Below are 13,879 nucleotides of genomic sequence, written 5' to 3' on the forward strand. Positions count from 1 at the left end.
AAATTTTGTAAGATATGTCCGGTATTATACGAAGGGTAGTGCATTGTATGGAAAAGCCAAGCAGAACCACGTTTCGAGTGCGGCTCGAGACGATGGTTCATCAGCTTAGAGAAGATATACTTAGCGGGACCCTGGCGCCGGGGAGTTATTTGCCGTCGGAGGACGTCCTGGGCGAACAGTTTCAATTGAGCAAAAAATCGGTTCGCAAAGGGTTGGAGGAGCTCGTAAACGAAGGGCTTATCGTCAAAAAACCGAAAATCGGCAATATGGTGCTGAAGCCGGGCGAAGGAAGCGGCAGGACGAGCATTCGGTTCTGCTATTACCCTGAAGTGGACCAGGAGATCGACATGGCGGCTTTGCTGGATATGTTCGAGCGGAAGCATCCGCATATACAGGTTAAGCGCATGACGATGCATACGGATCATTACGCCGATCAAGCCATTGAGTTTATGGAAGAGCAAATGCTGGATGTCGTTTTGTTGAACTTTTACGATTTTAAGCATTTTCTTGAGACATCCCGTTTGCAAATGCTGACGGAGCAGCCGATTGACGAAGCAATCTATCCGTTTCTCAATCGCGCGTTCACCATTGAAGGCCGGAGTTATGTCAAGCCGTTTTCTTTTTCGCCGGTTATTCTTTGTTACAATAGAAGACACTTTCAAGAAGCCGGGCTGGCGGAGCCGGACAGCAGCTGGACCTGGAGCGACTTTTACAGAGCCGCGGAAGTATTGGCCAAGAACGGGGAAGAGAATAAGCGATTGGGCTTCTTTTTTTATCCTTATTCCAACAATCGATGGCCGCTTTGGTTGCTGCAGCATGATTTTCAGTTGCAAAGGAACGAGGCGGGCCAGTTTAATTTTCGAAGCGAGCCGTTCACCAATAGCATTCACACGTTAAAAGAGCTGTTTACGAACGAATATACGGCGTCATCCCTTGTATTCGAGAACTCGCAGGATCCGGAGCGTTTGTTTTCGGAAGAACGAACGTCAATGATTGTCACCACTTATTTCAGATTGAATCAATTAAAGCAGGCGTCGTTCGAATACGATATCTCGCCTGTTCCTTATGTAGAGACGCCCAAAACGTTGCTTTTGAACGTAGGAATCGGCATCAGCAATCAGTCGGCCCATAAGGAGGCGGCGAAATTGCTGGTAGATTTTTTAACATCGAAAGAAGCGCAGATGTTTATGAGGAATCAGACGCTGTCCATCCCTAGCGTGAAGGAAGCGGCCCAGTCGGAGCGGCAGAACAAGCAGGGCGAGCCCAAGCGATATCAAATGTTTCGTGAAATTATGCCAAGCTACCGATACTACTCCGACATGAATATGAAGCGCTCCCAGCTTACAGCTATGGTTCATCATCTCAAGTTGTATTGGGCGGGGCTTGAAACCGCCTCGAATGCAATCGCTAGCATAGAGCAGGCTCTTGATCAAGAGTTTGCATAGTATGCGTCTTGAAAAAATATGCTTTCCATGAAGCCCGCTGCCATTAGCGGGCTTTATTTGTTTGTGTTGCTCAAGCCAGGTTCTAGTGCAGACAAGTCCTCAATAGGATGTACAAGTACAGTTATCTCTGTAGAATGGGGTATGCGCATGAACATTTTTTTTAGTTACGTTTTGCTTGGTTTTTCTTTGGCGGCGCCTATCGGTCCGGTTAATGCGGCGCAGCTTGAGAAGGGCATCAAACATGGCTTCTGGCACGCTTGGCTGATCGGTCTTGGCGCGATGGCCGCGGACGCGGTATTTATGATGCTCATTTATTTCGGATTGGCTCATTTCCTGGAAACGCCGTTTGCCAAAACATTTTTGTGGCTGTTCGGCGGGTTTATTCTTATTTATACAGGCGTAGAAAGCTTCAAAAAAAACGATATGTTATCATTATCGGAGCAGCGTTCCAATGAATCGCATACAAAATCCTTTTACGCCGGTTTCCTTATGACCTTCTCAAACCCGGTCAGCATTTTATTCTGGCTTGGCATTTACGGCTCGATTTTGGCTACGACCGCCCAGAAGTACGACACGTTGGAATTGCTGCTATACAGCTCGGGCATATTTATCGGACTCATGCTGTGGGATGTTGCCATGGCTTCCATCTCCAGCGTATTCCAAAAGTTTCTGCATGAAGGCGTCCTTGTGTTTATTTCGCGAGCGGCGGGCGTTTGCTTGCTGGGCTTCGGCTTATATTTTGAGTGGCAAGCGATCAAGGCGTTATTTCTCTAATTCGGCCCATCGTTTGCGCATAAAAATAGTGACGATGCCGATGGCGCCAATGAATCCCAGACTAATAAAAAAACCGGGTCTGGTTGATCCGTCAAACCATGTACCGACTACCGCGGCAAGCAATAATGCAATTGCGACATAGCTTTGCGCGCGTCCCCACGCATTAAGCTTCAAAAGCTTGTACGAAGCGAACAATATATAGAGCCACGTGTATAACAACATAAGTCCGCCGGCCGTTGTAATAAATTCGTATACACGATTGGGAAGCAGCAAAGCAACCGTGATGGATACCGCCATTCCCCCTAACGTCAACAGGAGAGAGCCGTAGGGAAATTTTCGTTTGCGGGTTTTTCTGGAAAAAAACTTCGGCGCATCGCCTTCGTCCGCTATCATCGACATGACGAGAGTAACGGAATAGAGGGATGCGACGAGGCCCGAAAATCCGGCGATGATCAGGACACCGTTGAAAATATGGACGAGCACTTCATAATGCAGATCCTTTAATGCCGTTACGAAGGGGCTTTCTTGCGTGGTGATTTGATCAATTGGCGTTACAAAGAGCACCAGTCCGATGGAAACAACAAAAAGGAACGTAATGATGGCAATCATCAAACGCCCCGATTTCGGCGCCTCCTTGGGTTCTTTTAATTCCGCTGCCATAATACCCATCACTTCAATGCCCGAGAAGCAGAAGAAAACGTAAATCAAGCTTGTCCAAACGCCCATCGCACCGCCTTTGAAGATGCCTTGAAACGAATTTGGCGCATGCGTATGCGCATTCTCCGAACCCAGAAAACCGGGAATGACGAGGCAGGCCAATAGGATAAACATTGCGATTGCCGCTACTTTGACAATAGCCAGCACATTGACGGTTTTCTCGAACCAAGCCGTACCGAGCAAGAGAACTCCGACTCCCAATACGGCATAACCGCTCGTTAGCATCCACAGCGGGAGATTCGGAAACCAAAATCGCGTGAATAAACCGATGGCGGTCAATTGGCTTCCGAGAATAAGCATCTCGGAGGACCAGTATACCCAGCCGTGACTGAAGCCCGCCCAATGTCCGAATGCTTGCTTGGAATACGTTCGAAACGACCCTTTTTCGGAGTGCTGGGCAATCATTTTCGCCAGTGCCTGAAATACGATAAAGGTACCGACGGCTGCAAGCAAAAAGTTGAGAATGACGGAGAAGCCGCCTTTTTCAATGGCCAAGCTGGAGCCCAGCAGAAATCCTGTTCCCGTGGTTGTCCCCAAACCGAACAAGGCCAATTGCCACCAGGACATATTGCCTTGTTTGTCGTCTGACTTCGATGCGTGACGCTTCGATGCGGAATCGCTCATGAACATGGGCTCCTCGATTGACTTAATGGGCGGGCTACATTATTTTAACAAACTGGACTCGTTGTTATTCCAAGTCGTTTCAAGTCGTCTCAAAAGCATGATTTTTGAGACGACTTTTTTTGCCTTTTTTACATTCATTGAGACAGTTTGCTGCTATGGACTTTTTTATCTTTTATTTGGACTGCTCATTTTCGTTTTTATGGATATGTATATCCAATCCATTGACTGATATACTGGCATGGTATTCTACGAGGAGGGGATCGTATGTTTAAAGTTCTGGTCACGGATCTTATTAGCGATTTTGGATTACAGCAATTGATAGGCGCTGAGGATGTAGAGCTGTCCCAAATTACAGGACTTTGCGAAGAGGAGCTTATATCCATTATTTCTTCCTATGATGCGCTACTGGTTCGTTCTCAAACCAAAGTTACCCGCCGCGTCATAGAGGCTGGAATTCATTTGAAAGTAATAGCCAGAGCAGGTGTAGGAGTAGACAATATTGATTTGGAAGCCGCCACAAGCAGGGGAATTATTGTGGTCAATGCGCCCGATGGCAATACGGTTACGACATGCGAGCATACTTTTGCGATGATGATGGCTCTGGCAAGACATATTCCGCAAGCTTATGCCAAAACTATTACTGGCCATTGGGATCGCAAATCATTTCTCGGCGTCGAATTGCGAAATAAGGTGCTCGGCGTGCTGGGGCTTGGCCGCATTGGCATAGAATTGTCCAAACGCGCCGCGGCGTTTGGAATGGATGTTGTTGGTTATGATCCATATCTATCAAAAGAGAGAGCCGACAAATTGGGCATCAAACTTTTGACAATGGATGAAATCATCAGGACTGCAGATTTTTTGTCCGTACATACGCCATTAACAAAAGAGACGCATCATTTGATCGCCAGACCTCAATTCAATGTTATGAAGCGGGGAATGAGAATTGTTAACTGCGCTCGCGGAGGAATTATTGACGAGGTTTCGCTTATGGAGGCGCTGGACAAGGGAATTGTAGCCGGCGCTGCCTTCGATGTATTTGAAAATGAACCTCCAATGGCAGATCACCCATTCTTAAAACATCCCAAAATCATTGTTACTCCGCATTTGGGCGCGTCTACCTTGGAAGCTCAAGAGAATGTTGCTCTAGATGTTTCCGAGCAAGTTATTCATATTTTGCGTAATGAACCTTTTAAAAATGCGGTCAATATGCCCGTTGTTCCAACAGACCTTCTGAACAAATTGCAACCCTGCTTCGCATTGTGCGAGCAACTTGGAAACTCACTGGCCCAGATGACCGACGGAGCGGTGCGTGAAGTTGCGGTAGAATGCGAAGGGAAACTTGCCGATCTGGATGCATCGCTGCTGATTCCCTATGTGCTAAAGGGATTGCTTTCCCATCATCTCGGTTCGGAGCGAGTCAATGTCGTCAATGCCGTTCACTTGGCAAAATCGCGGGATATTCATTTGCTGGTGCGAAAATCAGTCTTGGCCCAAAGTTCTACGAGCGAAATCACGATTCGGCTAAAGACGACGATTGAGGAGAGATGGGTATCGGGTTCTGCTTTACCTGGCGCTCAGGGAAGGATTACTCGAATCGGGCCTTATCCGGTCGACATTACTCCCGAAGGGTATGTTTTGTTAATTTCACAAAATGATAAACCGGGCATCATTGGACGCGTTGGAAATTTGCTAGGCAATAACGGTATTAATATCGCAACGATGCAAGTGGGTCGCAATGAAATAGGCGGTTCCGCGGTCATGATCCTGAAAATTGATCATAAGGCATCCGCACATGTCATAGAAGCATTGCTGGAAATTCCCGAAATCAAACGTGTACGAGAGATCATCTTTGACTGACGCGATTAAGGAGGGGAGAAAACATGGATCAATTTGTGGAGGAAAACTTAAAAACAATTAAGCAGGAGATGGAGTCGGCCTGCCGCGCTTCCGGTCGTCGCATAGAAGATGTGAAATTGTTACTGGCAACCAAAACCGTTCCGCTAGAAAAATTGAACAGAGCTATGCAGGCGGGAGAAACGTTATTTGGTGAAAATAAAGCGCAAGAACTGCGGGACAAGTTCCCGCTTATGCAGCAGCATCAACAGGTGGAATGGCATTTTATCGGACATTTGCAAACGAACAAAGTGAAGGATGTTGTGAAATATGTGACACTCATTCACTCTGTGGATCGTTTAAAGCTGGGGCTGGCTCTGCACCAACAGCTCGCAAAAATGAACAAAACCATGGATATTCTAGTGCAAGTCAACACGTCTTATGAGGCTAGCAAATTCGGAGTCCCACCGGAAAAAGCGCAGGAATTGATAGAACAATTATCCCGATTCGAAACACTAAACATAAAAGGTCTGATGACAATTGGTAAATTAAATGCCACAAACGAAGAAACACGGCATTGTTTTCGATTGTTAAAAAACATTCAAGCGCAAATTGAAGAGAAAAAATATCCCCGCGTAAAAATGGACATTCTCTCAATGGGGATGTCTGGTGATTTCAAAGCGGCAATTGAAGAAGGAGCCACCATTATCCGGATAGGGACAAGCGTATTTGGCCAACGCTACTTGCCGGATCGATATTACTGGAACGAAAACAAACGCGGGAATGATTAATCTGCAGCGCAAAAAACGGGCAAGGATGCTTATTGCAACAGTATCCTTGCCAGACGCTCAATACCTTGCTCGATGGCGGCTTCATCTACTTTAGCAAATCCAAGCACCCATCCTTTTCGCTCGCTTTCGAGACAATATTTGCTTAGCGGGTAGATACGAATGCCCTCTTTATACGCCAATTTTGTCACTGCTTTTTCGTCAAACGAGCGAGCGGCCTCAAGAAGCATATGCAAACCGGTCTCGACGCCGCTTAGCGTAAAGCGTTCGCTCAACCCAGCCGCGGCAATGGCCTTCGTCATGGCTTCGTGCCTGCGCCTATACACATTTCGCACTCGCCTCATATGGCGCATAAAATGTCCTTGTTCAATAAAATGTGCAAGCGTTAATTGCTCCATAATGGGAAGATGACGATAAGTCAATTCATGGACCTGGGAAAGCCGATCAATGGCTTTATGTGGCCCGATAATTGCTGAGATCCGAATTCCCGGTGCGACCATCTTGGAAAAACTCATCATATACAATGTATTTTGAGGCCGCTGACTAAACAAGGTAGGAAGCGGATCCCCGCGATAACGAAATTCGCTGTCGTAATCATCTTCTACAATCCAAAACTGAGATTGAGCAGCCATCTGTACTAATTGTTGTCGGCGTGGTTCTGACAAAATGACACCTACCGCACACTGATGGGATGGCGTAACAAACACAAGCTTGGTTTGCGGGTCAATGTCGTCAACGCAAAGGCCAAATTCATCAACTGGCGCGGGAGCAACATGCATTTTCCGATAACGCATCGCCATCCATGCAGCGGGGAATCCCGGATCTTCAACGGTGACGGTATCCCCTTCTTGCAAAAGGGCTTGGGCAATCAAATCGATGCTATGCTGAGCGCCGGATGTTAACAGGATTTGATCGACGTGAACATGAATGCCTCGTTCAAATGACAGGTATCGTTGAATCTGTTCCCGCAGGGGCAGATAACCTTTGGCATCGCCGTAAGCCCAAATATTCAAATCGGTTCCTGTTGAAGCTTGCAAATAGGACTGTCTCCAATTCCTTTGAAATTGTTCATCTAAATAAGGCTCATGGGGACTGAAATCAATTTCGGGATTAACCCTTTCTTTATTGCCAAACCAACTATGTAAATGGCCTATGGAAACATGAAGGAACGGCAAATCCGGTAGATCGGGTCCTTTGATTTCCCCATCCTCTAAAGGAGATACGGGACGGATCCGTTGATTAACTCTTGTTCCTCCCCTACGGGAAGTTACTGTGTATCCACGGCTGAATAACTCTTCGTAAACAATCTGAATAGTTGAACGCGAAACGCCAAGCTGTAACGCGAACTCGCGAGAGGGGAGCAGCAATTCGCCTGGTTTCCATTTTCCGGTCGTTATATGATGGATCGCTTGATCCAGAAGCTGCTGCCAGATGGGACGGGCATCTTCACGGTCTACTTTTAGTATTGTTATCACCACCAAAGTTTTGAGAGGGGATTATGGATTGATTAAAAAGTGATTTTTTGATATAAAAAGACAATCAAATGAATGCTATATTATCACAGCGATTCTATGTTTTGCAACTTTATACATGAACAGACCTACTCAAAAAATCTCCCTCCTCTAAACTTCCGAACGGACGAAAGTGAGCGTAGAGGAGGGAGATGAATCGAGTAGTTCGCTACCCTATTCTTTAGAATTTTTCCGGAAACTGTTTGACAATACCCTCTGTAAGCATATTGGCAAAGTGAATCATATGTATTTCATTCTGATCTGTTGCTGCAATTGAGGCTTTCCAATCCCCTTTGAGATAACTCAGTACGACTTCCGTTATTAATTGGAGATGCTTGTACAGCATGTCCTGTAGTTCTTTAAACGTCCAATTTGGATTTGCGGAACTTAGAAACTTAGCCATTTCATCAGCATTTTTATGCCAAGCAGCCTCCAACTTCTTTACCTCTGCCTGATTGTTAGCTTTTGCTGCAGTAATTATTTTTCCGGCGATAAGAATATGTTCCCGGAGAAGCTCTGCCAATTTATTGCCAGCAGCGTTACCGTAATAAGGCTTAATAAGATCGCCTATGTCTTGTTGGTTCCGCAGGAGCCGTTCCAAAACATCCGCTTGATCTTTTAGACCGGATATTGCGCTGACAATATAACTTTTCGTCCAGATGGTATGATTGATCCATACTTTCTGCATATCGCTCTTCAGCTTCATGATCTCCGGGCTCATGCATTCCGCTTTCGTTTCCTCACTAGCATAAACAGAATGTACTACCGGCGTTATTGTTAAAACAAGCGCAGCGCTCAACACTAAAGCAACAATCCGTCTTAATATCATGATTATGGGCTCCTTTTACGTTTTTACTATTATGTGACTGGAAGCCCAATTTATACAGATGGATTTAGCGTTCTGATCCGCTTATCCCACTGTATTCCTGATTTTAATCAGCTCGTTAATAAAGTGATCAAGCTGTCGTTGCGTTGATCCGCCATCCAGAAGATTACGACTACGATTCTGGCCTTGTAAATCTTGCTCTAATGCATCTAACGCCAATCCGGCAGCAAGAGCTGCGATCCCATCGCCCAATGTGGCTATGGAGGCCCCTAAAAATGCAATTTTGGCAATTTCGATATCCCGGAGCGCCTTTTCGGTATCCAAATAGATCCCCTCCTCAGTTCACACATTATCAATGTATGTGCGCTAAGACTGAGGTGACACTTTGATGAGGGGGATTTAGGTAACAGACGCTCGTTGATGTTTACCTGTACAACTTACTTCGCTTATCCACTCTAACGATTGAGCAAACGTAGCATTTATGATTTTTCCCTTTAACCTGCTGCACATTTTCGCAATAGACGCATCTCATCACGGATTCACCTCCGAGGATATTGTATCCAGAGGAGGTGCCTGGCTATGCAATCGTGCAATGGGAGTACTATGCACAACATGCCCGTCGATGATGGGCTCAATAATGAAAGTGTTGAATAGCCATTTCATGTTGTCACCATACTAAAACCCAAGGTTCGATTTTTCTTCCATAAGGAGAATAAAACATGTGCTATAACAAGTTGTCCCAAAAAAAGCTCCCCTGTTTTCTTATCTTTGCTGTATCCGTATTGATTTTTACATATCAGCCCAGTATGGCGCATGCTGATAAACCGGAAATACAAATATCCGTTAAATCGTCACCTGATGCCCAATATTCGTCTAGTCGTAAGCTGTCTTGCGTTTTGCTAAATGGTACAAAGGACTACGAAGAAAAATATGCTTATCAGGCCACTGACGTTATTCTTCATGCGAGCTGCCATGGGGAAAGTACGGAATTCATCTTGGATACCTCCGGAAATCTCCATAGGAGCAACGGAAAAATGGTCGAGCTTAAACCAAAAGCTCGTACGGAACTGCTTAATCAAGCCCGGTTGCTTCGAAGCCAACATTATGGCGAGCCTCTCCACTGGAGTGAAGTAAATGAGCTGCTGCCTCGCCTGGCAACATTTACGATTATCGACCTTGAAACAGGGCTGAGGTTCCAAGGTCAACGGAGAGCGGGAAGTAGTCATGCCGATGTCCAACCTCTGACGAAATCAGATTCGGAAACGATGAAAAAAATCTATGGAGGAAAATGGAGTTGGAGTCGGAGGGCGATCCTCGTAGAATCGAATGGTCGATCATTTGCGGCGTCAATGAACGGGATGCCTCACGGAGGCGACGGTATTCCGGACAACGATTTCAAGGGCCATTTTTGCATTCATTTTATCGGAAGCACAACACATTCCAAAAACAATGTCGACTTGGGTCATCAAATAATGGCAACCAAGGCTTCAGGAACTTTAAGTGCATTGATGATGAGATTGACCCCTTATCAAATCATTGATGCGTATTTTCTTGCCGGCCATTATCGGGATCAAGGACTGATGTCTGCGCTCATGCTTGTCTCAAGCACTAATGCAACCCCTATTTTTTCGGGAGATAAAATAGTTAAACATCGTATCTTAGAGCCGGCCCCCGAACACGTATCTGAGCTTGCGGTAGATATTCCCGTCGAGAGTTGTGAAGTTCATTCGGGAACTTGCATAAATAAATCAACAAAAGTTTTCCACCTTAGAAGACTCACCTTTGTGGAAGCCTGGCAGATCGAAAGCATCTCACAACTGTAGTTCTTTCCGATACTCCCTCGGTGAAATGCCCGTTTTTTTTCGGAACAGCTTGTTGAAGAAAGTAATGTCCTGGTAGCCGACGGAAGAAGCGATGTCGGCTACTTTGCGATCGGTTGAACGGAGCAGGCGGCATGCTTCGTCGATACGGACCGATTGGACATAATCGATAAACGTCATGCCGGTTCGGCTCTTGAATTTTCGATGGAATTGTCGCTCTCCAAGTCCAGACAGCTCAGCCGCTTCTATTAATGTAAGGGGAGAATGGAAGCGGTTATGGATAAAATGGAGCGCCGCCTCCATAGTTGGTAAACCGGCTTGCTGCGTAGTTGCAAACTGCCCGTCCTGGTAACTATGCAGAAACATAAGCAGCTCGATGACGGCCAAGTGCAGTCCGGTGTTCCAGCCTGAACGCCTCGTTGCGTAGATATCATACAGCTTCAGAAACAACCTTCGGAATTCACCGAACGCATCGCGGTATTGTCTCCAATCGGGTTCATCGAGCAGTGTCGCAAGCGCAACTCCTCCCGGGAAGCTCTGCAGCAGCAGTCGAATCGATTCTTGCGCCATCACGCAGTTGTAGACGATGAGCGGACGGCTGCTTGATGTGGTAGCAGGACGAAATACATGGGAGACCCCGACTGGTATCAGGAATATATCTCCTTGATGGACTTGCAACGACTGATCACCGATATAATGAGTGCCGGAACCTTCGGCGACATAGCTGATTTCAATAAAGTCATGTCGATGTTCGATTTTGTAAAAAGATTCAACCGCCCTGTTCACAAATATGGGAACTTCGGGTCGAAAATAGTTGTCGCCTTGAGACAAGTCGATTGTACGTTGAATAGTCATCGTGATCACTCCATATTTCGAATGTAAAATGTCCGAAATGTCATGTATAAAAGTCAGTATAACCCGAAATTCCAAGTGCAACGTCATCTTATAATGAAAAAAACGGATAGGCAAGTGTCCATCAGTGTATATTTCGTAAATAAGGATCGGAGTGAGCCGTTTGCATCAGCTACATGTTTTGAAAAAGCAATTTGATAACCCGCCGACAGAATTTAGTCCGCTTCCGTTCTGGTTCTGGAATGACGAGCTGTCAGCAGAGGGGATCATCGGACAAATTCACGACTTTCATGCAAAGGAAGTGGACGGTTTCGTTATTCATCCACGGATGGGGCTGCCAAGTTCGATGCCTTATCTGTCGGAGCCTTATATGGAGCTTGTCGAATTGGCGGTGACCGAAGCGGATAAGCTGGGTATGAAGGTTATTCTTTATGACGAAGGCATGTATCCTTCCGGCTCTGCCTGCGGGATGGTCGTAAAAGAGAACTCGGATTACGCCAGCCGGGGTCTGCAAGTAACGGAATGTCCTTGCAAGGGGAGCGGAGAACCTGTTGTAGTCCCGATTGAACTGCTGCCGGAGCAAAATCTGGTTTCCGCGCTCGCGGTTCGCAAACTTTCCGGAGCGGAGATTGATGCGAGCAGCACGATTGTCCTTCATGCCGAACAGGACAACATCCGGTTTACCCCTCCTGCCGCAGGGAACTGGTCGGTTTTAATATTTATCGAGACCCCTTCCAAGGGAACCATTCGGGGCGTTCATCCTGGCCAGGATGACGGCGAGTCCGACGCTCCTTTGGCCGCTGACTTATTAAATCCCGATGCGATCCAGACCTTTATCAGGTTGACGCATGAAGCCTATTACAGGAGGTTGAGCCGCTATTTCGGAAACACGGTTATGGCCATGTTTACGGATGAGCCGAATTTACTCGGGCGCTGTCGTGTGAAGGGGATAAAGCCTTGGACTCGGGGTTTCCTGAATGAATATCTGGAGAGCGGGAGCCGGGAACAGGATCTGGCTGTGCTTTGGTTTGAAGCCGGAGAGACAACGACAGAGATCCGCGAAGCTTACGAGACGGTTATCCGGAATCGGCTGGCCCGGACGTATTATAAAGCATTGGCCGATTGGTGCGAAGCCCATGGCATAGGGTTGACCGGTCACCCGTCGGAGAGCAACGATATCGGGCTGTTGGAACATTTCCATATTCCCGGACAAGACGTGGTCTGGCGCTATATTGCGCCGGAAGCAGGCAAAGCAGTGACAGGCACGCATAGTACCATGGGCAAATGTTCGTCGGATTCGGCGCGCCACCGTGGCAAACGAAGAAATTTAAATGAAAGTTTCGGCGTCTGCGGCATTGAAGGCGGTTGGTCGCTCAGCGCCGACAATATGAAGTGGTATTTGGATTGGCTGTTCGTCAGAGGCGTCAATCTGATCGTTCCGCATGCGTTCTATTACTCCATTCGCGGGGAACGCAGGGATGAGCGGCCGCCGGATGTAGGACCAAATAATATATGGTGGCAGGATTATGCCCAATTCGCGAGATATATCAAGCGGATGAGCTGGCTGATGACCGATGGGCGAAACGGAGCGGAAACGGCAGTACTCGCCGGTTCTGCCGAGCTGCCTTGGAGAATCGTCAAGCCGCTGTACGAAGAGCAAGTCGAGTTTAATTATTTGGAAGAAAGCCTGCTAGGCAGCGCCACCAAATGTAAGGATGGGGTATTGTCGATTGCGGGTTATCGCTACAAGGCGGTTTTGGTGGAGGATGGCAAGCGGCTGTCGCCGGACAGTCGGCGGATTCTGCAAACCTTTGCCGAACAAGGCGGATTGGTCATTGAGCTTTCCGATGATGTTCAAACAACGAAGAGCATCGGTCAGGTTCGGGTAAAGCACGAGGATGAAATACCGGCGCTGCTGACACGCACGCTCGGTCAAGATGCCCGTCTTGAGCCTGCGTCTGCTTCTATTCGAATCAGTCGGATTACGAAAGACGGCATCCTGTTCTATGTTATCGTTAATGAAGGCGAAGCTGGGTACGAAGGAACGCTTGAGATAAGTCACTCCGGTTATACGGAATGTTGGTTGCCGTGGACAGGTGCAGTTCAACAGACAAAAGTCGAACAGGCTGCGGAAGGCCAGAAACTGCATGTAAGCATCGAGCGCCGGGAATGTCTGATTATCGCCGTAGATCCGAATATGGAGCAGGGCGAAATGAAGGATGAACCTGGAGAAGTTGATGTTACCGAGTTGTCAGCCGATTGGCGAGTGGCGGAAGGTCCGGTGAGCGGGGAAATTCCGGCTCTCTCTTCTTGGACGGAATGGGATGGCTTAAAACATTACTCCGGCACGGTTACGTATGAGAGAAGCTTCGAGCTTGACGATCCATGCGCTTGGTCCGGTGCCAAACTTGATCTTGGCGCGGCTCATGAACTGGCACGGCTATGGGTCAACGGTCGGGAAGCGGGAGTGCGCATGTGGAATCCTTATGTGTTCGACATTGGAGCCTACCTAAAGCCAGGGACGAACGTGTTAAAGGTGGCGGTAACGAACAGCTTGGCCAACCTTTACGATGGCAAGTCATATACATCCGGGCTAATTGGGCCGGTGCGGCTTAACGGCGAGCGAAAGTAACGATATTTAACAAGGAGCATTTCATTCGGCACGAGCATCAAACAGTCCCCATCTTGA

11 protein-coding genes are annotated in these 13,879 nt (G+C 47.3%); 6 read left to right on the forward strand and 5 right to left on the reverse strand.

Annotated elements, in window-relative coordinates; genetic code table 11:
* The first annotated feature begins 47 nt into the window (after positions 1–47).
* Positions 48–1,445: an extracellular solute-binding protein gene (locus H7F31_RS11135; protein ID WP_187104232.1), complete on the forward strand. Its 1,398-nt coding sequence runs from the start codon at positions 48–50 to the stop codon at positions 1,443–1,445.
* 147 nt (positions 1,446–1,592) lie between these two features.
* Positions 1,593–2,219 (forward strand): LysE family translocator, encoded by a 627-nt coding sequence (locus tag H7F31_RS11140; RefSeq protein ID WP_187104233.1) that lies wholly within the window; start codon positions 1,593–1,595, stop codon positions 2,217–2,219.
* Here the strand turns inward: H7F31_RS11140 and H7F31_RS11145 are convergent.
* Entirely contained in the window at positions 2,208–3,560 is a 1,353-nt protein-coding gene (locus tag H7F31_RS11145; protein WP_187104234.1) for an amino acid permease, read from the reverse strand. The genes H7F31_RS11140 and H7F31_RS11145 overlap by 12 nt on opposite strands.
* A 264-nt stretch (positions 3,561–3,824) precedes the next feature.
* Here H7F31_RS11145 and serA point away from each other — a divergent pair, with 264 nt between their 5' ends.
* Positions 3,825–5,417, forward strand: coding sequence for a phosphoglycerate dehydrogenase (gene serA / locus H7F31_RS11150; RefSeq protein ID WP_187104235.1), 1,593 nt, complete (start codon positions 3,825–3,827; stop codon positions 5,415–5,417).
* A gap of 23 nt (positions 5,418–5,440) precedes the next feature.
* Positions 5,441–6,184, forward strand: coding sequence for a YggS family pyridoxal phosphate-dependent enzyme (locus H7F31_RS11155; protein WP_187104236.1), 744 nt, complete (start codon positions 5,441–5,443; stop codon positions 6,182–6,184).
* A gap of 29 nt (positions 6,185–6,213) precedes the next feature.
* Here the strand turns inward: H7F31_RS11155 and H7F31_RS11160 are convergent, their stop codons facing one another.
* The 3 genes from H7F31_RS11160 to H7F31_RS11170 all read right to left on the reverse strand — a co-directional run bounded on the left by H7F31_RS11160 (position 6,214) and on the right by H7F31_RS11170 (position 8,842).
* Positions 6,214–7,647: a MocR-like pyridoxine biosynthesis transcription factor PdxR gene (locus H7F31_RS11160; RefSeq protein WP_187105299.1), complete on the reverse strand. Its 1,434-nt coding sequence runs from the start codon at positions 7,645–7,647 to the stop codon at positions 6,214–6,216.
* Between the two features lie 226 nt (positions 7,648–7,873).
* Positions 7,874–8,521, reverse strand: coding sequence for a glycosyltransferase (locus tag H7F31_RS11165; RefSeq protein WP_187104237.1), 648 nt, complete (start codon positions 8,519–8,521; stop codon positions 7,874–7,876).
* An 81-nt stretch (positions 8,522–8,602) separates the two neighbouring features.
* Positions 8,603–8,842, reverse strand: coding sequence for a translation initiation factor 2 (locus H7F31_RS11170; protein ID WP_246608510.1), 240 nt, complete (start codon positions 8,840–8,842; stop codon positions 8,603–8,605).
* A gap of 395 nt (positions 8,843–9,237) precedes the next feature.
* Between H7F31_RS11170 and H7F31_RS11175 the strand changes: the two genes are divergently transcribed.
* Positions 9,238–10,341, forward strand: coding sequence for a hypothetical protein (locus H7F31_RS11175; protein WP_187104238.1), 1,104 nt, complete (start codon positions 9,238–9,240; stop codon positions 10,339–10,341).
* Here H7F31_RS11175 and H7F31_RS11180 read toward each other — a convergent pair.
* Complete coding sequence (locus H7F31_RS11180) at positions 10,330–11,193, reverse strand: AraC family transcriptional regulator (RefSeq protein ID WP_187104239.1); 864 nt, start codon at positions 11,191–11,193, stop codon at positions 10,330–10,332. The two genes, H7F31_RS11175 and H7F31_RS11180, sit on opposite strands and share 12 nt — an antisense overlap.
* A gap of 160 nt (positions 11,194–11,353) precedes the next feature.
* Between H7F31_RS11180 and H7F31_RS11185 the strand changes: the two genes are divergently transcribed.
* On the forward strand, positions 11,354–13,822 hold the full coding sequence (locus tag H7F31_RS11185; RefSeq protein WP_187104240.1) for a glycosylhydrolase-like jelly roll fold domain-containing protein: 2,469 nt from the start codon (positions 11,354–11,356) through the stop codon (positions 13,820–13,822).
* Positions 13,823–13,879: the final 57 nt, after the last annotated feature.

Source organism: Paenibacillus sp. PAMC21692 (assembly GCF_014303795.1).
Lineage (GTDB): Bacteria > Bacillota > Bacilli > Paenibacillales > Paenibacillaceae > Pristimantibacillus > Pristimantibacillus agaridevorans.

Coding starts and splice junctions, on each gene's coding strand:
- H7F31_RS11145 (WP_187104234.1), bottom strand. CDS start 3,560: ATGAGCGATTCCGCATCGAAGCGTCACGCATCGAAGTCAGACGACAAA.
- H7F31_RS11175 (WP_187104238.1), top strand. CDS start 9,238: ATGTGCTATAACAAGTTGTCCCAAAAAAAGCTCCCCTGTTTTCTTATC.
- serA (WP_187104235.1), top strand. CDS start 3,825: ATGTTTAAAGTTCTGGTCACGGATCTTATTAGCGATTTTGGATTACAG.
- H7F31_RS11135 (WP_187104232.1), top strand. CDS start 48: ATGGAAAAGCCAAGCAGAACCACGTTTCGAGTGCGGCTCGAGACGATG.
- H7F31_RS11140 (WP_187104233.1), top strand. CDS start 1,593: ATGAACATTTTTTTTAGTTACGTTTTGCTTGGTTTTTCTTTGGCGGCG.
- H7F31_RS11180 (WP_187104239.1), bottom strand. CDS start 11,193: ATGACTATTCAACGTACAATCGACTTGTCTCAAGGCGACAACTATTTT.
- H7F31_RS11155 (WP_187104236.1), top strand. CDS start 5,441: ATGGATCAATTTGTGGAGGAAAACTTAAAAACAATTAAGCAGGAGATG.
- H7F31_RS11165 (WP_187104237.1), bottom strand. CDS start 8,521: ATGATATTAAGACGGATTGTTGCTTTAGTGTTGAGCGCTGCGCTTGTT.